This window comes from Allobosea sp. (genome assembly GCF_030695125.1).
Classification (GTDB): domain Bacteria; phylum Pseudomonadota; class Alphaproteobacteria; order Rhizobiales; family Beijerinckiaceae; genus Allobosea.
Genome location: NZ_JAUYTP010000029.1, coordinates 319522 through 341391 on the forward strand (window position 1 = coordinate 319522; position 21870 = coordinate 341391).

The window sequence follows — 21870 nt, forward strand, 5'->3', positions numbered from 1 at the left end:
CCGGCCATGTTTCGTTGAGGGGGTGATTCTGGCCGGTCGCTTGGCATGGGAGCGGGCGCGACCGCTTCATGACGCATTGCAGCATTGCGCTGGGGCGCCATCGCATCGTCATCGCGAACCCCCTATATGCGGCCATGCTCCCGATCATTTCCGTCTCCGGCCTCTCCAAGACCTATGCTTCCGGCTTCCAGGCCTTGAAGAGGGTCGACCTCGCCATTCATAAAGGCGAGATCTTCGCCTTGCTCGGCCCCAACGGCGCCGGCAAGACCACCCTGATCAGCATCATCTGCGGATTGGTGAACCCGAGCACCGGCACCGTGCATGCCGACGGCCACGACATCGTCGTCGATTACCGTGCCGCCCGCGCCACCATCGGCCTCGTGCCACAGGAGCTGACCACCGACGCCTTCGAGACCGTGCGGGCGACCGTCGCCTTCAGCCGTGGGCTCTTCGGCAAGCGCAAGGACCCGGCGCTGGTCGAGCAGGTGCTGCGGGATCTCTCGCTCTGGGACAAGCGCGACGCGCAGATCCGGACATAGTCGGGCGGCATGAAGCGCCGCGTCATGATCGCCAAGGCGCTGGCGCATGAGCCGCGCATTCTCTTCCTCGACGAGCCGACGGCGGGCGTCGATGTCGAGCTGCGCCAGGACATGTGGCAGCTGGTACGCAAGCTGCGCGACAACGGCGTCACCATCATCCTGACCACGCATTACATCGAGGAGGCCGAGGAAATGGCCGACCGTGTCGGCGTGATCAGCAAGGGCGAGATCATCCTGGTCGAGGACAAGACCGAGCTGATGCGCAAGCTCGGCCGCAAGCAGCTCACCCTGACCCTGCAGAGCCCGCTGGACGCCGTGCCGGAGACGCTTGCAGGCTATGACCTCGCGCTCGCGGCCGGAGGCGAGGAGCTCGTCTTCACCTACGACACCAAGGCCGAGCGCACCGGGATCACCGCCCTTCTGCAGGGGCTGGGTGACGTCGGCATCCGCTTCAGCGATCTGCGCACCAGCCAGAGTTCGCTCGAGGATATCTTCGTCAGCCTGGTTCGGGACCGCTCATGACAACGCCCGACAGGACGTCTCCGATGGTCAACTGGCAGGCGATCGCCGCGATCTACCGCTTCGAGATGGCCCGCACCCTGCGCACGCCACTGCAGAGCGTCGTTTCGCCGGTGCTCTCGACCTCGCTATATTTCGTCGTCTTCGGCGCCGCCATCGGCTCGCGCATGCAGGCCATCGACGGCATCGCCTATGGCGCCTTCATCGTGCCCGGGCTGATCATGCTGACGCTGCTCACCCAGAGCATCGCCAACGCCTCCTTCGCCATCTACTTCCCGAAATTCACCGGCACGATCTACGAACTGCTCTCCGCGCCCGTGGCCTGGTGGGAGGTGGTGATCGGCTATGTCGGCGCCGCCGCCACGAAATCCATGGTTCTGGGCCTGATCATCCTGCTCACCGCGACGCTGTTCGTGCCCATCCGGATCGAGCATCCGCTCTGGATGCTGCTCTTCCTGGTGCTGACGGCGGTCACCTTCAGCCTGTTCGGCTTCATCGTCGGCATCTGGGCCGACGGCTTCGAGAAGCTGCAGGTCATCCCGCTTCTGGTGGTGACGCCCTTGGCCTTCCTCGGCGGCTCGTTCTACTCGATCGAGATGCTGCCGCCGCTCTGGCGCACGATCGCGCTGTTCAACCCGGTCGTCTACCTGATCAGCGGCTTCCGCTGGAGCTTCTTCGGCATCGCCGATGTCGGGGTCGGCGTCAGCCTGGGCATGACGCTCGTCTTCCTCGCCATCTGCCTCGTCGCCACCGCCTGGATCTTCCGCACCGGCTACCGCCTCAAGAACTGAGGCGATAGCCGGATCGTCGGAAACCTCAGCTGCTGCTGCGCGTCGCCTGCCAGTCCTGGCTCTGGCCTCCGGCCTCGTGGCGACCGGTCATGCGCCCCTCGGTGACGGTGCCGGTATAGCGCCGGCCATCGGCCATGAAGCTGATCTGGCTGCCCTGCATCTTGGCCTCCGAGATCGGCACCGCCTTGCCGCCGCGCGTCAGCGTGCCTTCGAGCATCTGGAAGCTCTGGGTCAGACGCAGATCGCCATCCCCGAGCCGCCAGGTGCCGGCGACCTTGGCGGGCACGATCCAGAAATGCGCCCGGCAGAAATTGACGCAGTTCTCCGCCAGAACCGCCGTCTCATCGGGCGTCCATTCATCCATCGTGAAGCTGTTGGAGACGACGCGCGTGCCGGGCTTCATGTCCAGCAGCGTCGGGCGCAGCCGCAGGTTGAGCTCGGGCAGCAGGAACAGCGTGACCACGGTCGCTTCCGAGAAGTCCGAGACGAAGATGTCCCCCTGGTCGAAGCGGACCTTGTCGGCCACGCCCTCGGCCTCGGCATTGCGCCGCGACAGGGTCACGAGATCGGGGTTGTACTCGATCCCGCGCGCGGTCAGGCCCCGCTTGGCGGCCGCGATGACCGTGCGCCCGTCGCCGGAGCCGAGATCGACCAGCTTGTCGTCCTTGGTGACCTTGGCCATGTCGAGCATGCGCTGGACCAGCGCATCCTGCGTCGGCACCCAGACGACGTCCTTGCCGGCCTGTCCCGACTGCGGAACGTAGTCGGGGGCTGTCGTGGTCGCCTTCCCCGCCTGGGCGGGCTGGGCGTGGGGTTGGACGGCCCCCAGCGCGAAAATCGAGATCGCACAGGCTGCGGTCAGCATACGCAACGTCTTCATCATCTCTCTCCTGGTTGAACGAGGATCGGTTCTTGCGGGCGCGCGATGGAAGGCCTGTCGGCGAGCGCCGGGGCCTCGCCTTCGATCCCGGCCCGCGGGCTCTGGAACAGCAGCAGCGGCAGGCCGGCCAGCACGACCGCCAGCCCGATCAACGCGCCGTTGCCGGTGTAGGCGAGGCTCGCATGCAGCATGTAGACGCAGCTCAGGCAAAACAGCGCCGGCGTCAGCGGATAAAGCGGCACGCGGAACGGCAGCGCCCGGTTCGGCTCCCGCCAGCGCAGGATCGGCAAGGCCAGGCCCACCAGCAGCAGGAAGGCCCAGAAAACCGGCGCGCTGTAGTCGACCATCGCCTGGAAGCCGTCGCGGCTGGCCGCTCCGAGCGCGACCAGGAGAAGCGCGACGGCGCCCTGCGCGAGCAGCCCGTTGGCCGGCGCCCGCCCGCGCTGGTCCCACTCGCCGACGCGCGGCAGCAGGGTGATGTCGCGCGCCATGGCGAAATAGACCCGCGCGCCGGTGAAGATCGTCGCGTTGAGCGTCGACAGCGCCGCCACGACGATGGCGGCGCTGACGATATACGCCCCGGTCTCGCCGGCGACGAGCCGCATCATGTCGGTCGCGACCGCCTTCGAACCGCGCAGGCCGTCCAGCCCGAGAATGGCCAGCAGCGCCGCATTGGCCAGGAGGTAGAGCGTCACCAGAACGGCCGTGCCGATCACCAGCACGCGCGCCATGTTGCGGCCGGGATTGCGCAACTCGCCCGAGAGATAGGCCGCCTCGTTCCAGCCGCCATAGGTCAGGAGCACGAAGATCATCGCCAGGCCGAGCGCCGCCGTTGGTGGCGCGGTCGCCACCGGCGGCACCGGGGCGCCGGCGCTGCCGAGGAACCCCCAGACGATGATCGCGGCGATGAGCCCGACCTCGATGAAGGTGACGACGATCTGCAGCGTCTTGCTCTGCAAGGTGCCGATGACGTTCAGCGTGGTCAGCGCCACGATCGCCAGCGCGGCATAGATCGCCGAGCCGTAGGGACCGAGCGGCAGGATCTGGGCGGCATAGTCGCCGAGAACGAAGGCCACCGCCGCGATCGCGCCGGTCTGGATCACCGAGCCACGCGCCCAGCCGAACAGCACCGCCATCGGCCGACCATAGGCGCGTCCGAGAAAATGATATTCGCCCCCGGCATGCGGATGGGCGGCGGCGAGTTCGGCGTAACAGAGTGCTCCGATCAGCGTGACGAGGCCGCCGGCGACCCAGACGCCGAGAAAGGCCGCCTCGCTGCCGACGCTCCCGGCGACGAGGGACGGCGTTTTGAAGATACCGATGCCGACGACGATGCCGACCATGATAGTCACCGCATCGAACACCGACAGGGTCGGTTGCGGATCGGCCTTGTTGAACTCTGACAAATTGGCCCCCTCTGCGAAAGTCGCGCAGAGGGGAACGCATCAATGCGGCGGAGGACACCCCATCCCGCTTCACGAAGCCGTTCGATTTGATCACGGGAACGTGAACGCGCACTTTTGGAGCGTTGATTCGAGCGGTGGGCCGTGAGCGGGCCTCAGGCGGCCTTCATGTCCGCGAAGAACGTGCCCACCGCGCCGCGCAGCACCTGCGCCTCGCGCGCCAGGTTTTCGGCCGTCGTCAGCGCCCGGTTGGCCGACAGCATCGCCGATTGCGAGGTCGCGGTCACGCTGGCCATCTGATGCGCCACGCCCGCCGTTCCCGATGCCGTCGCCTGGGCGCTGACGGCGATCTCGGAGGTCGCCATCATCTGCTGCGAGGTTGACCCGGCGATCGCGACGGTGTGCTGCGCGACCTCGCCCATGACCCGGGCGATGGTCCCGATCGCCGCCACCGCGCCTTGCGTCTCGGTTTCGAACACCGCGATCCGCGCCGCGATCTCGTCGGTGGCCTGGGCCGTGCGGCTGGCGAGCAGCTTCACCTCGCCGGCGACGACGGCAAAGCCGCGCCCGGCCTCGCCGGCCCTTGCCGCCTCGATCGTCGCGTTCAACGCCAGCAGATTGGTCTGCGCGGCGATCTCGCGGATCAGGCCGAGGACGCGCGCGATGCTGTCGGCGGCGCCCAGCAGATTCGAGACCGTGGCCCCGGCGCGGGCTGCGTCCTCGGCAGCGGTTCTGACGACGCTGTCGGTATGGGCGATGCGATCGGCGATATCGGCGATGGATTCGGAGAGCTCCTCGGACGCCGCCGCGATCGAGCCGACATTGTCGGAGGCGTCGAGGGCCGCGCCGCGGGCCTCGTCGGCCTGCGCGGTGGCGCTGATCGCCACCGCATTGAGGCTGCGGGCGGTCTCCTCCATCTCGTCGACGCTGATGCGCACCGTATCGAGCACCGCGTCGATGCGGACATTGAACTCGGCCGTCAGCTCTTCGCGCCTCGCATGCCGACGCAAACGAGCCGCATCCTGGGCCTGCATGTCCTGCTCCAGCGCGGCCCGCGCCAGCGCCGTCTCATGGAACACCACGACGGACCGCGCCATGTCGCCGATCTCGTTGCGCTGGTGGAGCGAGGGGATGTCCGCGAGGGGCTCGCCCCGCGCGAGGCGTTCCATCGTCAGGGCGAGGCGACGCAGCGGGCGGGCGACGCGGTAGTGCACCAGTGGCACCGCCACGCCCAGCCCCAGCACGATCAGCAGGCCGCCGCCAACCGCCTGCAGCCAAACGGCGTCGCGCTGCAACAGCTCCCGCTCCGCTGCGGTGGCTGCGGAGAGGCTCTCATTGCGCGCCGCCGCCTGCTTCAGCGTGGCGTTCAGCGCCTTGCGGTTGTTGCGGTTGTCCTCGTTGTTGCCGAATTCGGAGGCTGCCGCCGGGCCCTGCTCGCGGCCGCGCCGGACCAGTTCGGTGCGGAATTCGATGAAGGCCACGAGCTGGGCGGAAACGGCCGCGTAGACAGCCTTGTGCTCAGGCGGCACCAGCCTGCGCGCGCTGGCGATGAGCTTGGCGATTTCGTCGAGATTGGCCAGAAGCGGGACGGCGAAACGTTCGGCGTCCTGCGCATCGGCGCTCATGTAGATGCCCCGCGATTCCATGACGACGGCATTGACCAGGCCGTTGACCCGCTCGGCGACGAGGGTGCGCTGTGAAACGATATCCATCTCGTTGGACAGGGCGGCATAGCGCGACAGGGTCAGCACGCCGATGCCCACGACCAGCCCCGCGGCGAGGGCAAACACTCCAAAGGCGCAGAGGATCGACGTCGATATCTTGTGCAGGCCGAACATCGCTTCAGCTTCCGGTCGAGACGCAACTCATCCCGCGTCGCTCGCAAGATGCCTCTAAACCGTTAAGGCTAACTAACCTAACGGCACGGGATCAAGGCAGGCGGCCTGCGCGCCTGCGCACGAGCGCCCAACACACCGCCCAACACACCGCCCAAGACCGGCAAAGACCGGCCCGCTGATTGACTTCGCAGCCCCCATCCTGTTCTCACAACCGCCATGACCGACATTCAGACCTCCGCCGCGCCGGCAGGCGACGCTGCCCCGCATGAACGCCGCCGCACCTTCGCGATCATCTCCCACCCCGACGCCGGCAAGACCACGCTGACCGAGAAGCTGCTCTATTTCGGCGGCGCGATTCAGCTCGCCGGCGAGGTGCGCGCCAAGCAGGGCCGGCGCCAGACCTCCTCCGACTGGATGAAGATCGAGCGCCAGCGCGGCATCTCGGTCGTCACCTCCGTGATGACCTTCGAATATGGCGGCCATGTCTTCAACCTGCTGGACACGCCGGGCCACGAGGACTTCTCGGAGGACACCTACCGGACGCTGACCGCGGTCGACTCCGCCGTGATGGTGATCGACGCCGCCAAGGGCATCGAGGCGCGCACCAAGAAGCTGTTCGAGGTCTGCCGGCTCAGAGACATCCCGATCGTGACCTTCATCAACAAGGTCGATCGCGAGACGCGCGACCTGTTCGACCTGATCAACGAGATCGAGACGACGCTGGCGCTCGACGTCGCGCCGATGACCTGGCCGGTCGGGCGCGGCCGCGAGTTCGTCGGCACTTATGATCTCAAGGCCAACAGCTTCCGCCGCAACCAGAAGGGCGACGAGAGCGCGCAGGACCTCGCTGTGTCGGGCCCCGACGACAAGCTCTTCGACGAGCTCCTGCCCCATGGCGCGGCCGAGACCTGGCGCGAGGAGGTCTTCCTCGCCAGCGAGGGGCTGAAGCCCTTCGATCTCGAGGCCTTCCGCGAGGGCCATCTGACGCCGCTCTATTTCGGCGCGGCGCTGCGCGACTACGGCGTGCGCGACCTGATCGACGCGCTCGGTGCGCTGGCGCCGAGCCCCCGGGCCCAGGTCGCCGACAAGCGCACGATCCAGGCCGGCGAGCCGAAAATGACCGGCTTCGTGTTCAAGATCCAGGCGAACATGGACCCCAACCACCGCGACCGCATCGCCTTCATGCGCGTCTGCTCGGGCAAGCTTTCGCGCGGCATGAAGGCGAAGCTCGTGCGCACCGGCAAGCCGATGCCGCTCAACGCGCCGCAGTTCTTCTTCGCGCGCGACCGCTCGATCGCGGAGGAGGCTTTCGCCGGCGACATCGTCGGTCTGCCCAACCACGGCACGCTGCGCATCGGCGACACGCTGACCGAGGGCGAGGACGTCGTCTTCAAGGGCGTGCCGTCCTTCGCGCCGGAAATCCTGCGCCGCGTCAAATTGAAGGACGCGATGAAGGCCAAGAAGCTGCGCGAGGCGCTGCAGCAGATGGCCGAGGAAGGCGTCGTGCAGATCTTCCTGCCCCATGACGGCGCGCCCGCCATCGTCGGCGTCGTCGGCGCGCTGCAGCTCGACGTGCTCAAGGAACGCATGGATGTCGAGTATTCGCTGCCCGTCGATTTCGAGCCCTGCCAGTTCGCGATCGCGCGCTGGGTCTCGTCCCCCGACAAGGCGGCTCTGCAGAAATTCGTCGGGCTGAAGCCCTCCTCGATGGCCGACGACCTCGACGGCGACCCGGTCTTCATGGCCTCCAGCCAGTTCACGCTCAAATACGACGCCGAGCGCGCGCCCGAGGTGACGTTCTCCGACATCAAGGACTACCAGAAGGTCGCGAAGGCCTGAGAACCCGGCATGTGAGCCCTGTGGCTTTAGGGCCACAGGAAGGCGAAGGCTCGTTTCGATTTGATCCCGGTCAAATCAATTGGGGCGGGATTGGGGCTGTTGGGGACATGAGCTGCGGGCGCCCTCGCGCATCGCGCTCGATGATCCCTGGGGGCTTTCGCCATGTCACGCCATCTTCGCCTTTCCCTCTGCGCTGCGCTGCTCGCCGGCACGGCCCTGACCTCCACGCAAGCCGCCGATCTGCCTTCGGCCAAGACCGCGCCGATCCTGACGCAGTGGAGCCCGTGGATGATCCGCGGCCGCGCCCTCTTCGTGATTCCGCAGGAAAGCGCCAAGCTCAAGCTCGGCGGCGCGCCGATCCTCGGTGGCGATGTCGACATCTCGAACTCGGTCGTTCCCGAGCTCGACATCACCTACTTCTTCACCAGGAACATCGCCGTCGAACTCGTCCTCGGCGTCACCCCGCATAATGTGAAGGGCTCCGGCACGCTCGCCGGCGCCCGCATCGGTTCGGCCTGGCTGCTGCCGCCGACCCTGATGCTGCAGTATCACTTCACCGATCTCGGCGCCTTCAAGCCCTATGTCGGCGTCGGCGTGAACTACACGGTGTTCTTCAACGAGAAGGCCAAGGGCGGCTTCACCAATTTCGATCTGAAGGACAGCTTCGGCCTCGCCCTCCAGGTCGGCTTCGACTACATGATCGACAAGAACTGGGGCATCAACTTCGACGTGAAGAAGGTCTTCCTCGAGCCCAAGGTCAAGGTCAACAACGGCCTCATCACCGGCAAGGTCAAGATCGACCCCTGGATGATCGGCACCGGCGTCACCTATCGCTTCTGATTCAAGCGTTCGGCTGGGGGGCTGAAGGCTGGGGGGCAACGCCGCCTGGCGGAGAAAGGGAGCGGCTCGCCGCTCCCTTTTTCGTTGCACCGCTCAGCGACCGGTCGTCGCAAAGCCGAGCGGGATCGCCGTCGTCGATTTCAGCTCCTCCATTGCGAACATCGAGGTCACGTCATTGAGATCGATGCGCGAGATCAGCTTCTTGTAGAGCACGTCATAGGCCGCGATATCCGGGACGCAGGCCTTGAGCAGGTAGTCGATCTCGCCGCTCATCCGGTAGAAATCGACGATCTCCGGCAGGTCATGCACGGCGGCGTGGAAGCGTTCGAGCCACTCCATCGAATGCCGCGCCGTCTTGACCGCGATGAACACGGTGACGCCCGCCTGCAGCTTGCTCCGGTCGAGCAGCGCGACGCGCTTGCGGATGTAGCCGGCGGCTTCCAGCTTCTGCACCCGCCGCCAGCACGGCGTCGCGGACAATCCGACCGCCTCCGACAACTCGGCCAGCGGCAGGCTCGCATCCTCCTGCAGACAGGCCAGAATGCGCAGATCGAAGCCATCGAGCTTGGCCATGAACCCTCCCGGAAAACGGAAACTGAATGTCGCGATCTCGATAGAAAGCGCAATCAGTTTCTCAAAAAACTGCCGGTGACGCCAGAGAATTTCGAATTTCGTCGACGCGCCCGCCAGAACGCAAACCCGTTCCACCCCGTTCCGCTTATGCTCTTAGCCAACGACGAAATCGGACTGGAGCGACGGCATGCAGGGTTTTCTGAACGCGGAGCGGCGCGGTGCCGTCCTCGCCAACCTGCGCACCGACGAGGGCACGCTGTCGCGCGACTATCTCGCCGCCGCCCGCTCGGTCCTGCGCGAACTTGTCGCGCTGCCCGATCTCGTTGCGCGCCTGCCGCTTGAGCGCAATCCCGGCGGCTACACCCGCAATCTGCTGGCCGGCAATGAGGCCGTCAGCGTCTGGGCGATCGTCTGGGCGGCCGGCGCGACCACCTGCATCCATGACCACCACTGCTCCTGCTGCTTCGGCGTCGTCAGCGGCACCGTCACCGAGACGTGGTATCGCGCCATCGACGCGCAGCGCGCCGTCGTGACGGAGCAGCATGACCGCCAGCCCGGCTATGTCGCCTGCATGCTGCCGACCGGCCCCAACATCCACCGCATGCGCAATCTCGGAACTGAAGACGCGATCTCGATCCACATCTACGGCTTCGACCACGAGGCCCACGCCTCCTCGATCGAGACGCAATACACCGCCGTCGAGGGCTGACGTTTCGTCGAAACAACCTCAGCCCTCATCCTGAGGAGCCATTTCGCCAGAAATGGCGTCTCGAAGGATGCGTCAGGAGGCTCCCGAACGGCTGGAGCATCCTTCGAGACGCCGCTGACGTGGCTCCTCAGGATGAGGGCTGCGGGGCTGATCGCCTTGGCGTCCCGCGCGGGGACAAGCCGCCCCGCCAATCCCCGCTCGCATGCCCCCGGCGATGATGGCCCCTCGTCACGAGGGAGCCCGCCATGCCGATGCGAGGATCAAGCGCAACCGCAGCGCCGGTGCAGCCCGCAGCCCTGTCCGTCACCACGGAGCGCCTGCTGCGCCTCGCGCCGGCCGGCAAGCGCGCGATCGTCGAGGGTATCGCCGCCGATTTCGACAGGCTGGCGGCCGCCGCCGACATCACCACGCGCCTGCGGCTCTGTCATCTGCTGGCCCAGGCGGCCCATGAGACCGACCGCCTCCGCACGCTGGAGGAGTATGGCGGCCCGGCCTATTTCGCCCGCTATGACGGCCGCAGCGATCTCGGCAACACGAAAGCCGGCGACGGCGCGCGCTATCATGGCCGCGGCATCTTCCAGCTCACCGGCCGCGCCAATTACCGCCGCTACGGCGCCCTGATCGGTCTGGATCTCGAGGGCTCGCCCGAACGGGCGAAGGAGCCGGCGGTCTCGCTTGCCATCGCCTTCGCCTATTGGCGCGACCGCGGCTGCAACGCGGCCGCCGATGCCGACGACATCGTCGCGGTGACCCGGCTGATCAATGGCGGGCGCAGCGGACTGGCGCAGCGCGCCCAGTTGCTGGCGCTGGCGAAGACGATCTGGGTGTAGCGCCGCTCCCCGTCATTGCGAGGAGCGCAGCGACGAAGCAATCCAGAGGCCGCGCGCTCGACGTCCTCCTGGATGGCTTCGCTTCGCTCGCAATGACGGTTCCGTCTTTTCAGCCGTGCCCGGCCTTCAGCGCCTGGTCGAGATCGGCGTAGAGGTCCTCGAGATCCTCGATGCCGGTCGAGAGGCGCAGCAGGTCGGGTGGGCAGGGCGAGCCTGCACCCTCGATCGAGGCGCGATGCTCGATCAGGCTCTCGACACCGCCCAGCGACGTCGCGCGCTTGTACAGTTCGACATGGGCGGCCGCCTTCACCGCCGCCGCCTCGCCGCCGACCACCTGCACCGAGAGCATGTAGCCGAAGCCGCCTTCCATCTGGCGCGCGGCGATGTCGTGGCCGGGATGCTGCGGCAGGCCGGGATAGAGTACGCGCGCCACCAGCGGATGGGCCGAGAGGCGCTGCGCCAGCGCCATTGCCGAGGCGCTCTGGCGCTCCTGCCGGACGTGGAGCGTGCGCATGCCGCGCATCAGCAGATAGGCCTCGAACGGGCCGAGAATGCCGCCCTGGCCCTTGCGCACGGTCTTGATGCGGTTCCAGAATTCATCGTCCTCGCGGGCGCAGAGCGCGCCGGCGACCACGTCGGAATGGCCGTTCAGCACCTTGGTCGCGGCATGCATGACGATGTCGGCGCCGAGCTGCAGGGGGCGCGTATGCACCGGCGAGGCGCAGGTCGAATCGACCGCGAGCTTGGCGCCGGCCTTGTGCGCGATTTCGGCGGCCGCCGCGATGTCGGTGATCGTCCAGAGCGGGTTCGACGGCGTCTCGGCCCAGACCAGCTTGGTCCGGCCAGGCTTCACGGCGGCGGCCAGCGCGGCGAGATCGTCGGTCTCGACGAAGTCGACGACGAGGCCCCAACGGGTCGCTTCCGTCAAAAGCCAGGAGCGCAGCGCCCAGTACATCACCTTCGAGGCGACGACATGGTCGCCCGGCGAGAGCGCCTGGAAGACGGCGGTCGCCGCCGCCATGCCGGAGCCGAACAGCAGCGCGCCGGCCTTGGCCTGCTCCAGCATGGCGAGCACGCTCTCGGCCTCGCGCGTCGTCTCGTTGTCGGGCCGGCCATAGATGAAGCCGCCGGAATAGCCGTTGTCCTCGTCGCGGATATAGGTCGTCGAGACATGGATCGGCGGCACCACGCCCTTGGTCAGCGGGTCGATCTTGCCCATGGCCTGCGCGGCGAGGGAGCGGGGGTGAAGCGGGCGCTGGGGCATGGGGAAATCCGAGACAGTTCCAAGAGGGACTAAAACGACGACATTGAGCCGACGCATCTGGCGCAGGCGGGGGGCGGGACGCAAGGGGGACGCGAGCCGTGCGCGCTTGCCTCATGCGCAGATTGGCCCCATGTCAAAGGCATGAGCACATCGTCATCCAGCCCCGCTTCGCCCCCCGCAGGCTCCGCGCCGCGACCGTTCTGGATCGATGCGCTGATCGCGATCGTGCCTGTCGTCGCCGTTTCGGTTCTGGGCAACGCCGTCACCATCCCGCAGGTGCTGACCTGGTATCCGACGATCGCCAAGCCGCCCTTCAACCCGCCCAACTGGGTCTTCGGCCCGGTCTGGACGACGCTGTTCCTGCTGATGGCCTACGGGGTCTACCGGATCCTGCGCAAACCGGCGGGCACGCCCGGCAAGACCGCGGCGCTCATCGCCTATCATGGGCAGCTCGCGCTCAACCTGGCCTGGTCCTGCGTCTTCTTCGGGCTCAACAGTCCGCTCGGCGGCCTGCTGGTGATCGCGCCCTTCCTGGCGATGATCCTCGTCACGATCGCGCTGTTTGCCCGTATCGATCGGCTCGCGGCCAACCTGCAATGGCCCTATGTCGCCTGGGTGTCCTTCGCGACGCTGCTCAACGTCTCGATCTGGTGGCTCAACCGCTAAAGGCCGATCACCCGATCGAGCGCTCGATCACGTTCATCACGGCCGCGCGCAGCTCTGCGATGGTGAAGGGCTTGGTCATCACCTCCTCCACGATGGCGTCGAGGCTGCGCGCCCGTTCGCGCTGCTCGGCATAGCCGGTCATCAGCATGATCGGCAGGTCCGGAAAGGCCTGCTTGGCGGCCAGCGCCAGCGCGATCCCGTCCATCATCGGCATGCGGATATCGGTCAGCAGGAGGTCGAAGCGGCCCTGCTCGGCCATCAGCGTGTCCAGCGCCTCGGCCCCGTCGGCCGCCAGCAGGCAGGAATGGCCGTCCATCGACAGGCCGCGCGCGACCAGCGTCCGCAGCGGCTCCTCATCATCGACGACCAGAATGCGCGACATTGCCTCAGATCCCCGGCAGGCCGGCCTGGTCGGCCGTTTCGATGACGCCGACATAGGGCAGTTGCCGGTAGGAATGGGCGACGTCCATGCCATAGCCGACGACGAAGTAGTCCGGGCATTCGAAGCCGACATAATCGGGCACGATGTTCACCGCCCGCTTGCCGGGCTTCTCCAGCAGCACGACGGAGGACACCTTCGAGGCCCCGCGCGCCGCCAGGAGATCCTTGGCGAAGGCCAGCGTCCGGCCCGATTCGAGGATGTCGTCGATCAGCAGCACCTCGCGGCCGCGGACATCGCTCTGCACATCGCGCAGGATCTCGACCTGGCCCGAAGACACCATGGCGGCCCGATAGCTCGAGAGATGCACGAACTCGACCTGCGGCGCCATGCCGACGCGGTGCATGGCGCGGATCAGGTCCGCCACGAACATGAAACTGCCCTTGAGCACGGCGACCACCAGCAGATCCGGCGGTGCCGTCGCGGCGATGGCCTGCGCCATCTCCTCGTTGCGGCGCGCGATCGCGGCCTCGTCGTAAAGCACCCTGATGCGCCGCAGCTCCGGCATGGTCTCGTCTTCCTTTTCGCGCCGCGCCCCGCAATGCCGTAGCGGCAGGGCAGTCAGGCGCGATTCAAGCGTCTCGCTTGGTCATGCAGAGATTTAAAGCGCCGGAACCGAACTGGATAGGGCCGTGCGCCAAAAGCAGCATGCCCGCGAGCGCGCGTCGCGACCTCAGTTGCGGGCCGCGCCCGCTGGCGGCGCACCGGATGCGGCAAAACGCACCAGAACGGATTGCCCCGCCGCCGGTGGCGACGCCAGCCGGGCGCGGAAGCGCATCAGCTCCGAGGGCTGCAGTTCCTGGCGCGGCGGGTCGGTCTGCCAGCTGTAGAGCGTCTGGCCGGCCGCATCCTTGACCGCGACCTCGATCGGGGGAACCCGGGTGTTCGATCTGGTGATGTTGGTGACGTCGCCCTCAACGATGAGGAAGCGCCCCATCTCGTCCTCCACGAGGCCGCTCTCGACATCGCCGAGCTTGAGCCCGCGAACATTGACGTCATAGCCCAGAGCCTCGAACACGGCGGCCAGCTGCGGCGCGGCGCTCACGGCGAGGTCGCGTTGCCAGAAGAGGCCGCCCAGCAGGACGATCCCGGTCAGGGAGAGGGTCGCGGCGATGACCACGGCTGGCGGCGGCTTGGTCTTGGCCTTGCCCCGCGGCTTGCGCGCCGGCCGGCCGCCATGGCGCTTGCTCCGCGGCTGAGGCGCGTCGGCGTCGACCGCCGGCGCGTCGGCATCGGACGGCAGCGCGCCGCCGGCGGCCTGCGCCTCGACCGCCGCCCGCTCGAGCTCCTCGTTGAGCATCGCCTGCGTCTCTTCGGCGCTCGGGGCCGGCGGCAGGTCCGGCTCCGGCGCGACATGCCAGAGCGTCTGGCAGCTGGCGCAGCGCACCTTGCGGCCATCGGGGCCGAGCTTGGCGCCGTCGAGCTCGTAGCGGCTGGCGCAGGATGGGCAGACGATCAGCATGACGGTGGCCGGCGGCTCCTTTGCGGGTCCGGGCCGGACCCTGCCGCCTGAGGATGGACGTCTCGGCGGATGCGTCCTTCATTGATGGCGATCATGGTTAACGCCCCGTGAAGAACTCTCGCCCATGCTGGACGCGACGGTTCGCTTTCCGGTCTTTCCGGCAAGGGGTGTAGGATCGGCGACGCAGATTCGCCAGCCTCCCGAGCGGAGATTGGACCGGGAACGAGACGAGGAAACTGGGATTGGTTCGGTTCGAGAATGTCGGCCTGCGATATGGCATGGGCCCGGAGGTGCTGAAGGACATCAACTTCAGCATCGAGCCGCGCTCGTTCCAGTATCTGACCGGGCCCTCGGGCGCCGGCAAGACGACCCTGATGCGCCTCGTGCTGATGGCGCTGCAGCCGACCCGCGGCCTCGTCAACCTGTTCGGGCAGGATGTCTCGCGGCTGGACGCAGCCACGCTGACGGCCTTTCGCCGCCGCATGGGCGTCGTCTTCCAGGATTTCCGCCTGCTCGATCATCTCACCCTCTACGAGAACGTCGCCCTGCCGCTGCGCGTGCTCGGCAAGGAGGAGACGAGCTATCGCGCCGAGGTCGTCGAACTGCTGCGCTGGGTCGGGCTCGGCGAGCGCATGCATGCTGTCCCTCCCGTGCTCTCGGGCGGCGAGAAGCAGCGCGCCGCCATCGCCCGGGCCCTGATCGGGCGGCCTGAACTGCTGCTGGCCGACGAACCGACGGGCAATGTCGATCCCGCGCTGGGGCGCCGGCTGCTGCGGCTGTTCATGGAGCTGCAGTCGCTGGGCACCGCGGTGGTGATCGCGACCCATGATCTCGCCTTGATGGAGCTTTACGACGCGCCGCGCCTCGTGCTCGCCGACGGACATCTCCATGTCGATGCCTGACCCCGGCCACCCCGATCTCGAGCGCGACGACCGCCCGCTGCCGAGCAATCTGCGGCGCGACCAGCCGCTGGTGCCCATCGACACGGTCGCCGGCCGCGCCTTGATGGCGGTGATCGCGATTCTGACCTTTCTCGCCGCCTTGAGCGCGGGCGCCGCCGTGCTGGCCGCCCGCGCCTCGGAACAATGGCGCGGCGCCGTCGCCAACGAGATGACGATCCAGATCCGGCCGGATTCGCGCCGCGACATCGAGGCCGACATCGCGCGCGCCGTCGCCATGGCCCGCACCGTCGACGGCGTCGCATCGGTTCAGCCGGTGCCGCGCGCCGAATCCGACAAGCTGCTCGAGCCCTGGCTCGGCACGGGGCTGGACCTCGTCGAACTGCCGGTGCCGCGGCTGATCGTGCTGAAGCTGCGCTCCGGCGCCGGCCCGGATCTTGCTGCCTTCGGTGCGGCGCTGCGACGCGAGGTTCCCACCGCGATCCTCGATGACCACCGCCTCTGGATCCGAAGGCTGTCGACCATGGCGAGCACCATCATCCTGTCGGGCGCCGCCGTCGTGCTGCTGGTGCTGGCGGCGGCCGCCCTGGCGGTGGCCTTCGCCACCCGCGGCGCCATGGCCGGCAGCCGCGACAGCGTCGAGGTGCTGCACCTCGTCGGCGCCGACGACGCCTTCATCGCCCGCGAGTTCCAGAGCCGCTTCGTCAGGCTCGGCCTGCGCGGCGGGGCGGTCGGCGGCGCGGCCGCCATCCTCGTCATCGCCCTGCTGGGCATCCTGTCGTCGCGCTGGAGCGCCGAGCCCGAGGCCGAACAGCTCCAGGCGATGTTCGGCGCCTTCGAGATCGGCTGGGCCGGCTATGTCGCGGTGGTGCTGGTCGCGGTCGTCGTCGCCGCGATCGCAGGGCTGGTTTCGCGCATCACCGTCCGGCACCACCTGCGCGATCTCGCCGGAGGGGCGGCCTGATGGCGATCGACCGGCAGACCCGCGCGGACCACCCCCGGACCTCTGCCGCGCTTATGCCCGATTGCCGCTCTAGCCTGACACGATCATGGCGATGATCGGTTTCAGGCAGGAGCGACCCGCCCGCGTCGCACGCAACTCCCTCGCAGGCCGCGCGGCGCTTCCCGCCGCCACGCGCGGGCGTGCCCGGTGGGGGCGCGCGCTTCTGCTGATCGGCCTGGTCTTGCCTCTCGTCGCGGGCCTGGCGCTCCTGTTCGGCTATGTCCGCTTCGCCTCGGGCATCGTCGCCCGCGAGCCGGTTGCCGTGCCGCGCACCGACGCCATCGTCGTCGTCACCGGCGGCTCCCAGCGCGTCGGCGACGCCATCGGCCTGCTCGGCGCCGAACGCGGCTCGCGCCTCCTGATCAGCGGCGTCAACGAGAAGACCGGCCGCGAGGAGCTGGCGAGGCTGATCCCCTCGGCGCGCGAGCTCCTCTCCTGCTGCGTCGATCTCGACTATCGCGCCCGCAACACCATCGGCAACGCCATCGAAGCCCGCCGCTGGGTGCGCGGGCACGGCTTCCGCTCGTTGCTGGTCGTGACCTCGAATTATCACATGCCGCGGACGATCGCGGAATTCGCCCATGCGATGCCCGGGCTGCGGCTGGTTCCGCATCCCGTGGTGACCGACCAGATCGACACCGGCGGCTGGTGGTATCGCTGGAGCACCATCAGGGTGCTCGTGCCGGAATACGGCAAGTATCTCGCCGCAAGGCTGCGCAGCACCATCGAGACCGATCCCGAGACCTCGCGTCTGTCGATCATCATCGGCGGGCGCAAGCCGGTCTCGGCTGTGCCGACCGAGTTCCTCGGTCCCGAGCATGAAAGACGCAGCCAGCTGAAAAACAGCCATCATGACGGCTGACCGCCACCCCGACGCTTGACGGCCGCCGGGCGGCACGCTCTTTGCGCGCCATGCTCGTCCTGCGCTCCCTCGCCTTCAACATCCTGTTCTACGTGAACCTGGCCCTCTGGCTGGTATTCGGCGCGATGCCGGCGCTGCTGCTGCCGCGCCGGTTTCTGCTCGCCGTCACGGTCGCCTGGGCCCATACCGCGCTCTGGCTGATGCGCGTCGTCGCCGGCACGCGCTACGAGATCCTCGGGCGCGAGAACATTCCCGAGGGCGGCCTCATCGTCGCCGCGAAGCACCAGTCTTTCTGGGAGACCTTCGTGATGATGATGCTGTTCAAGGACCCGATCTTCATCCTCAAGCGCGAGCTGATCTGGATTCCGTTTTTCGGCTGGTGCCTGAGCAAGTTCAAGATGATCCCGGTCGATCGCGGCGGCCGCGCCCGTGCGCTGGCGCAGGTCACGCGCCGCGCCAAGACCGAGTTGCGCGACAATGGCCGCCAGCTGCTGATCTTCCCCGAAGGCACCCGCCGGCCGGCCGGAGCGGAGCCGGCCTATAAATTCGGCGTCGCCCATCTCTATGCCGAACTCGGCCTGCCCTGCGTCCCCGTCGCGCTCAATTCCGGCCTGTACTGGCCGCGCCGGAAGTTCCTGCGCCGGCCCGGGACGATCCGCCTCGAGATCCTGCCGCCGATCGCGCCGGGCCTCGACAAGGCCGCGTTCCAGACCCTCCTGCAGGAGCGTATCGAAACCGCCAGCGACCGGCTGCTGGCCCAGGGGCGCGCCGAACTCGCCCGCCTCGGGCTCGATCCGCTGGCGCAGGCTCCTGACACGCCCCGTCAGCAGAGCTGATCCCCGCGCCTCACGAGGCTTGACTTGGAGACCGTCCGTTCTCATTTTGTTTTGAGAACAAAGGACGAACGACATGGCCGCTCTCGCTTATCGCCAGCAGACCTCTCGTCAGCAACGCCCCGCCTTCGACCAGCGCCAGCGCGATCTGTTCGCGCAGGAACTCGGCGCCGGCGCCGCTCTGGCTGAAGACCACGCGCCGCATCCGCGCGAACTGCCGATGCGCAGCACCGCTGGTCTCGGCGAGCGCCGCTTCACCGCCTGGCGCGGTCGCTCCGGCCGGCGCTATGTCGCCTCGATCTTCGCGCTCGGGGACGACCATGCGCTCGGCTTCACCGATGCGGTGCTGCTGGCGGTCTCCGCCGACCGGCGCATCCTGGCCGCCCGCGACAGCGGCCCCTTCGGCGTCGAGGCCGCGTTGACCCGCTGGCAGCGCGCCATCGCGGCCGCCGGCGCCGCCGAGATCCACGTCCATCTCCTGGCCGAGGACGGCGTCAGCCGCCGCGCCGCCCTGCTCGACCTGATGCCGGAGGTGTGAGAGCCCGACCCGGGGGATCTCACAAGGAAACCACGCCGTCATCCTGGGCGACCGAAGGTCGTCCGGGATCCATCATCGAGTACCTCAGTAGCCCTATGATGGATCCCGGCCTGCGCCGCGGAGCCTGTCCTCGGGCCTGCCGAAGGCAGGACCCTGGGGCGGATTGGCCAGGATGACGGGGGAGGTTGGGAACCGCCCGCGCGCTACAATTTAGGCCGCGGCGCGGCGCCCGGCGACAGCGCCTGCGCCAGCCCGGCCAGGACAGGGTCGAAGATGCCCATCTTGCGCAGATGCTCGTCGGTGAGCAGGACGTAGTCGGGGTTCTCGCCCGAGCTGCCCCGGCCATGCCGCACCAGTTCGAGCTGCTGCTCGCGCGGCAGGCGCCCGGCATATTGCAGGTGCCGACGGTCAGCGACATAGACCAGCGCCGTGACGTTTCGGCCATCCTCCAGCCGCACCGGCATCCGGCGCTCGAGATAGACCGCCGTCGCCTGCTCGCGGGCGCGCAGGTAGTCGACCGTCTCCTGCGCCTGCGCGGCCGCCACCCGGAAGGCCAGCCCCCGACAGACGCCGCCGCGGTCCAGACCCAGGACCAGCCCCGGCCGCTCCGGCGTGCCGCGATGGACATGCGAGAAGATGCACAGCGAGCGGTGGTAGCCATGCAGCCGCGCCGGCACGCTCTCCTCGAAGGCAAAGCCCGGCCGCCAGATCAGCGAGCCATAGCCGAAGACCCAGAGCTCGGTGTCCCCGAACGCGGCTGTCATGCTCGTCCCATCCCCTGCGAACCCATAATTTGGCCGCGCCGGTCTGTTTGATGCCGGGACCGCCCCGGCGGCTGGCGTCCGTCCCCGGCGGGAGCTAACAATCCTGCCGCATCAGCGCAATGGACCATCCCCGCATGACCGAACCCGCTTCCAGCCGCAGCACCCGTGTCTGGCTTTACGCACCCTTCGTGCTCCTGGCGCTCGTCGCCGCAGGCTGGACCGGCTTCTGGTTCGTCGTGCGCGCCCGCGTCGTCGACGCCGTCGACACCGCGCTGGCCAAGGAGGCCGGGCTCGGCCGCAGCTGGACCTGCACAGACCGCTCGGTCACCGGCTTCCCCTTCCGCGTCGAGTTGCGTTGCGGCACGCTCGCCCTCGCCTCGGCCCGCTGGGGCGAGGCCGTGCGCGTCCAGACCGGACCGGCGGTCGCGGTGGGCCAGATCTACACGCCCAACCTCGTCATCGCCCAGATCACGGGACCGCTGCAGGCGACGCTGCCGGAGGGGCGCAAGCTCGATCTCGGCTGGACGCGGCTCGAGGCCAGCCTGATGCATCGCAGCGGCGATCCCGAGCGGCTCTCGCTGGTGCTGACCGCGCCGACCGCGAGCCTGACCGCGCCGGGCCTGACGCCCGAGACCTGGCGGGCCACCGCGCTGGAAGCCCATCTGCGCCGCAATCCGACACGCCCCGCCGCCGATCAGGCGGTGGATCTCGCCATCGCCACCAAGGGCTCGGTGCTGCCGGCACTCGACGCGCTGCTCGGCACCAGCGAGCCCGGCGACGTCGACATCCAGGCGACGCTGACCCAGACCAAAGCCTTCCGCATCGGCCTCAACCCCGATGCACTCGAAGCCTGGCGCATCAGTGGCGGGCAGATCGAGCTGACGCGGCTGGTCTCGGTCAAGGGCCCGGCCCGGATCGAGGCGACCGGCCAGTTCCTGATCGACCAGACCCACCGCCCGGCCGGCCAGCTCCAGGCCTCGCTGGCCGGCATCCGGCAGATCGCCGGCATTCCCGTCGGCGGAATCGCGGCCGGCCTCGGCGGGCTTCTGGGCGGGCGCCTCAGCGCGCAGCTGCCGGGCGTCGCACCGGGTCTCACCGCACTGCCGCCGATCGTGCTGCGCGAGGGCCGCGCCTATCTCGGCCCGATCCGCCTGCCGCTGCAGCCGCTGCCCGCCCTTTATTGAGGCGCGACCACCACCAACCGCACTGTCATCCCGGACAAGCCGCGTCAGCGGCGCCGATCCGGGATCCATGCCGGAACGGTCAGGAATGGATCCCGGGTCTCCGCTTCGCTGCGCCCGGGATGACAGCGCGTGTGTCCTGATCAGAATCCCTTCGAACAGGACGCAACGAAAAAGGGGCGCGGAAAACCGCGCCCCTGAACCCGTCTTTGCCTTGAGAAACCACTACGCCGCAGGCAGGGCCGCGCGCGGCGATTCGATCCGCACCAGCGCCTTCTTGACCGCGTCCTGCACCTTCTCGAAGGCGCGCACCTCGATCTGGCGGACACGCTCGCGCGACACCCCGAACTCCTCCGAGAGCTGCTCGAGCGTGATCGGGTCGTCGGCGAGGCGACGCGCCTCGAAAATGCGCCGCTCGCGCGGGTTCAGCACCTCGAGCGCCTCGCGCAGGGCCGAATGGCGGTTGTCGGCCTCTTCCGAATCGGCGAGGCGGCGTTCCTGGCTCTCGCTGTCGTCGACCAGCCAGTCCTGCCACTCGCCGTCGCCATCCTCGCGCAGCGGCGTGTTCAGCGACGCGTCCCCGCCGAGGCGGCGGTTCATGTCGATGACGTCCTGCTCGTTGACGCCGAGCTTGGTGGCGATGCTCTTGACCTGATCGGGGCGCAGATCGCCCTCGCCCAGCGCCGAGATCTTGCTCTTGGCCTTGCGCAGGTTGAAGAACAGCTTCTTCTGGTTGGCGGTGGTGCCCATCTTCACCAGCGACCACGAGCGCAGGATGTACTCCTGGATCGAGGCCTTGATCCACCACATCGCATAGGTCGCGAGCCGGAAGCCCTTGTCGGGCTCGAAGCGCTTGACCGCCTGCATCAGGCCGACATTGCCCTCCGAGACAACCTCGCCGATCGGCAGGCCGTAGCCGCGATAGCCCATGGCGATCTTGGCCACGAGCCGCAGATGCGAGGTCACGAGCTTATGCGCCGCTTCGCGGTCGCCATGCTCGCGCCAGCGTTTGGCCAGCATGAATTCCTGATTCGGTTCCAGCATCGGGAACTTGCGAATCTCGTCGAGATAACGTGAGAGTCCGCCCTCGGCGGACAGGACGGGCAGCGAGGCACTCGCCATGCGCGTTCTCCTTCACGGGCCCCCGCCTCGCGGCAGACCCACCGCGCGATCAACCTTCGCGCAGGTTCGGATGTCG

At 68.1% G+C, this 21870-nt stretch carries 22 protein-coding genes and 1 pseudogene; 13 read left to right on the forward strand and 10 right to left on the reverse strand.

Annotated features, from left to right (window positions below; genetic code table 11):
• The first annotated feature begins 134 nt into the window (after nt 1–134).
• Both Q8S38_RS09960 and Q8S38_RS09965 read left to right on the forward strand, forming a co-directional pair.
• Nucleotides 135–1061, forward strand: a pseudogene (locus Q8S38_RS09960) (ABC transporter ATP-binding protein).
• Nucleotides 1058–1849: an ABC transporter permease gene (locus Q8S38_RS09965; protein ID WP_305680259.1), complete on the forward strand. Its 792-nt coding sequence runs from the start codon at nt 1058–1060 to the stop codon at nt 1847–1849. The pseudogene Q8S38_RS09960 and the gene Q8S38_RS09965 overlap by 4 nt, the downstream one beginning before the upstream one ends.
• A gap of 25 nt (nt 1850–1874) precedes the next feature.
• On the opposite strand, the gene Q8S38_RS09970 is transcribed toward Q8S38_RS09965, so the two are convergent.
• The 3 genes from Q8S38_RS09970 to Q8S38_RS09980 all read right to left on the reverse strand — a co-directional run bounded on the left by Q8S38_RS09970 (nt 1875) and on the right by Q8S38_RS09980 (nt 5970).
• Nucleotides 1875–2729 carry a methyltransferase domain-containing protein gene (locus tag Q8S38_RS09970; protein WP_305680260.1) on the reverse strand — a complete coding sequence of 285 codons (855 nt, stop codon included), beginning with the start codon at nt 2727–2729 and terminating at the stop codon, nt 1875–1877.
• The gene (locus Q8S38_RS09975; RefSeq protein ID WP_305680261.1) at nt 2729–4135 is read right to left on the reverse strand and encodes an APC family permease; all 1407 of its coding nucleotides are present in this window, start codon (nt 4133–4135) and stop codon (nt 2729–2731) included. Before Q8S38_RS09975 ends, Q8S38_RS09970 begins: the two co-directional genes overlap by 1 nt.
• A 152-nt stretch (nt 4136–4287) precedes the next feature.
• Nucleotides 4288–5970, reverse strand: a complete 1683-nt coding sequence (locus Q8S38_RS09980; RefSeq protein WP_305680262.1) for a methyl-accepting chemotaxis protein — start codon at nt 5968–5970, stop codon at nt 4288–4290.
• 216 nt (nt 5971–6186) lie between these two features.
• Here Q8S38_RS09980 and Q8S38_RS09985 point away from each other — a divergent pair, with 216 nt between their 5' ends.
• Both Q8S38_RS09985 and Q8S38_RS09990 read left to right on the forward strand, forming a co-directional pair.
• The gene (locus Q8S38_RS09985; protein ID WP_305680263.1) at nt 6187–7809 is read left to right on the forward strand and encodes a peptide chain release factor 3; all 1623 of its coding nucleotides are present in this window, start codon (nt 6187–6189) and stop codon (nt 7807–7809) included.
• 162 nt (nt 7810–7971) lie between these two features.
• A complete protein-coding gene (locus Q8S38_RS09990; RefSeq protein WP_305680264.1) occupies nt 7972–8649 on the forward strand; it encodes an OmpW/AlkL family protein in 678 nt (225 codons plus the stop codon).
• 93 nt (nt 8650–8742) lie between these two features.
• Here Q8S38_RS09990 and Q8S38_RS09995 read toward each other — a convergent pair whose 3' ends face one another.
• Nucleotides 8743–9222, reverse strand: a complete 480-nt coding sequence (locus tag Q8S38_RS09995; RefSeq protein WP_305680265.1) for an Lrp/AsnC family transcriptional regulator — start codon at nt 9220–9222, stop codon at nt 8743–8745.
• 187 nt (nt 9223–9409) lie between these two features.
• On the opposite strand from Q8S38_RS09995, the gene Q8S38_RS10000 reads away from it, so the two are divergent.
• Nucleotides 9410–9931, forward strand: coding sequence for a cysteine dioxygenase (locus tag Q8S38_RS10000; protein ID WP_305680266.1), 522 nt, complete (start codon nt 9410–9412; stop codon nt 9929–9931).
• 245 nt (nt 9932–10176) lie between these two features.
• Nucleotides 10177–10761, forward strand: coding sequence for a glycoside hydrolase family 19 protein (locus Q8S38_RS10005; protein WP_305680267.1), 585 nt, complete (start codon nt 10177–10179; stop codon nt 10759–10761).
• 109 nt (nt 10762–10870) lie between these two features.
• Here the strand turns inward: Q8S38_RS10005 and Q8S38_RS10010 are convergent, their stop codons facing one another.
• Nucleotides 10871–12025 carry a trans-sulfuration enzyme family protein gene (locus Q8S38_RS10010; RefSeq protein WP_305680268.1) on the reverse strand — a complete coding sequence of 385 codons (1155 nt, stop codon included), beginning with the start codon at nt 12023–12025 and terminating at the stop codon, nt 10871–10873.
• 141 nt (nt 12026–12166) lie between these two features.
• Here Q8S38_RS10010 and Q8S38_RS10015 point away from each other — a divergent pair, with 141 nt between their 5' ends.
• Nucleotides 12167–12691 (forward strand): TspO/MBR family protein, encoded by a 525-nt coding sequence (locus Q8S38_RS10015; protein ID WP_305680269.1) that lies wholly within the window; start codon nt 12167–12169, stop codon nt 12689–12691.
• 7 nt (nt 12692–12698) lie between these two features.
• On the opposite strand, the gene Q8S38_RS10020 is transcribed toward Q8S38_RS10015, so the two are convergent.
• The 3 genes from Q8S38_RS10020 to Q8S38_RS10030 all read right to left on the reverse strand — a co-directional run bounded on the left by Q8S38_RS10020 (nt 12699) and on the right by Q8S38_RS10030 (nt 14592).
• The gene (locus tag Q8S38_RS10020; protein WP_305680270.1) at nt 12699–13073 is read right to left on the reverse strand and encodes a response regulator; all 375 of its coding nucleotides are present in this window, start codon (nt 13071–13073) and stop codon (nt 12699–12701) included.
• A gap of 4 nt (nt 13074–13077) precedes the next feature.
• Complete coding sequence (gene hpt / locus Q8S38_RS10025; RefSeq protein WP_305680271.1) at nt 13078–13638, reverse strand: hypoxanthine phosphoribosyltransferase; 561 nt, start codon at nt 13636–13638, stop codon at nt 13078–13080.
• A gap of 165 nt (nt 13639–13803) precedes the next feature.
• Nucleotides 13804–14592, reverse strand: coding sequence for a zinc-ribbon domain-containing protein (locus Q8S38_RS10030; RefSeq protein ID WP_305680272.1), 789 nt, complete (start codon nt 14590–14592; stop codon nt 13804–13806).
• 242 nt (nt 14593–14834) lie between these two features.
• Here Q8S38_RS10030 and ftsE point away from each other — a divergent pair, with 242 nt between their 5' ends.
• From ftsE to Q8S38_RS10055, 5 genes are all read left to right on the forward strand, one after another.
• Nucleotides 14835–15494: a cell division ATP-binding protein FtsE gene (ftsE, locus tag Q8S38_RS10035; protein WP_305680273.1), complete on the forward strand. Its 660-nt coding sequence runs from the start codon at nt 14835–14837 to the stop codon at nt 15492–15494.
• Nucleotides 15481–16455 carry a cell division protein FtsX gene (locus Q8S38_RS10040; protein WP_305680274.1) on the forward strand — a complete coding sequence of 325 codons (975 nt, stop codon included), beginning with the start codon at nt 15481–15483 and terminating at the stop codon, nt 16453–16455. Before ftsE ends, Q8S38_RS10040 begins: the two co-directional genes overlap by 14 nt.
• Before the next feature lie 85 nt (nt 16456–16540).
• Entirely contained in the window at nt 16541–17356 is an 816-nt protein-coding gene (locus Q8S38_RS10045) for a YdcF family protein (protein ID WP_305680275.1), read from the forward strand.
• Between the two features lie 50 nt (nt 17357–17406).
• On the forward strand, nt 17407–18192 hold the full coding sequence (locus tag Q8S38_RS10050) for a lysophospholipid acyltransferase family protein (protein ID WP_305680276.1): 786 nt from the start codon (nt 17407–17409) through the stop codon (nt 18190–18192).
• Nucleotides 18193–18265: 73 nt separating this feature from the next.
• On the forward strand, nt 18266–18727 hold the full coding sequence (locus tag Q8S38_RS10055) for a hypothetical protein (protein ID WP_305680277.1): 462 nt from the start codon (nt 18266–18268) through the stop codon (nt 18725–18727).
• A 203-nt stretch (nt 18728–18930) separates the two neighbouring features.
• Here the strand turns inward: Q8S38_RS10055 and Q8S38_RS10060 are convergent, their stop codons facing one another.
• On the reverse strand, nt 18931–19491 hold the full coding sequence (locus Q8S38_RS10060) for a gamma-glutamylcyclotransferase (RefSeq protein WP_305680278.1): 561 nt from the start codon (nt 19489–19491) through the stop codon (nt 18931–18933).
• A 134-nt stretch (nt 19492–19625) separates the two neighbouring features.
• On the opposite strand from Q8S38_RS10060, the gene Q8S38_RS10065 reads away from it, so the two are divergent.
• The gene (locus Q8S38_RS10065) at nt 19626–20675 is read left to right on the forward strand and encodes a DUF2125 domain-containing protein (RefSeq protein ID WP_305680279.1); all 1050 of its coding nucleotides are present in this window, start codon (nt 19626–19628) and stop codon (nt 20673–20675) included.
• A gap of 222 nt (nt 20676–20897) precedes the next feature.
• On the opposite strand, the gene rpoH is transcribed toward Q8S38_RS10065, so the two are convergent.
• Nucleotides 20898–21794, reverse strand: coding sequence for an RNA polymerase sigma factor RpoH (gene rpoH, locus Q8S38_RS10070; protein ID WP_305680280.1), 897 nt, complete (start codon nt 21792–21794; stop codon nt 20898–20900).
• Between the last annotated feature and the right edge of the window lie 76 nt (nt 21795–21870).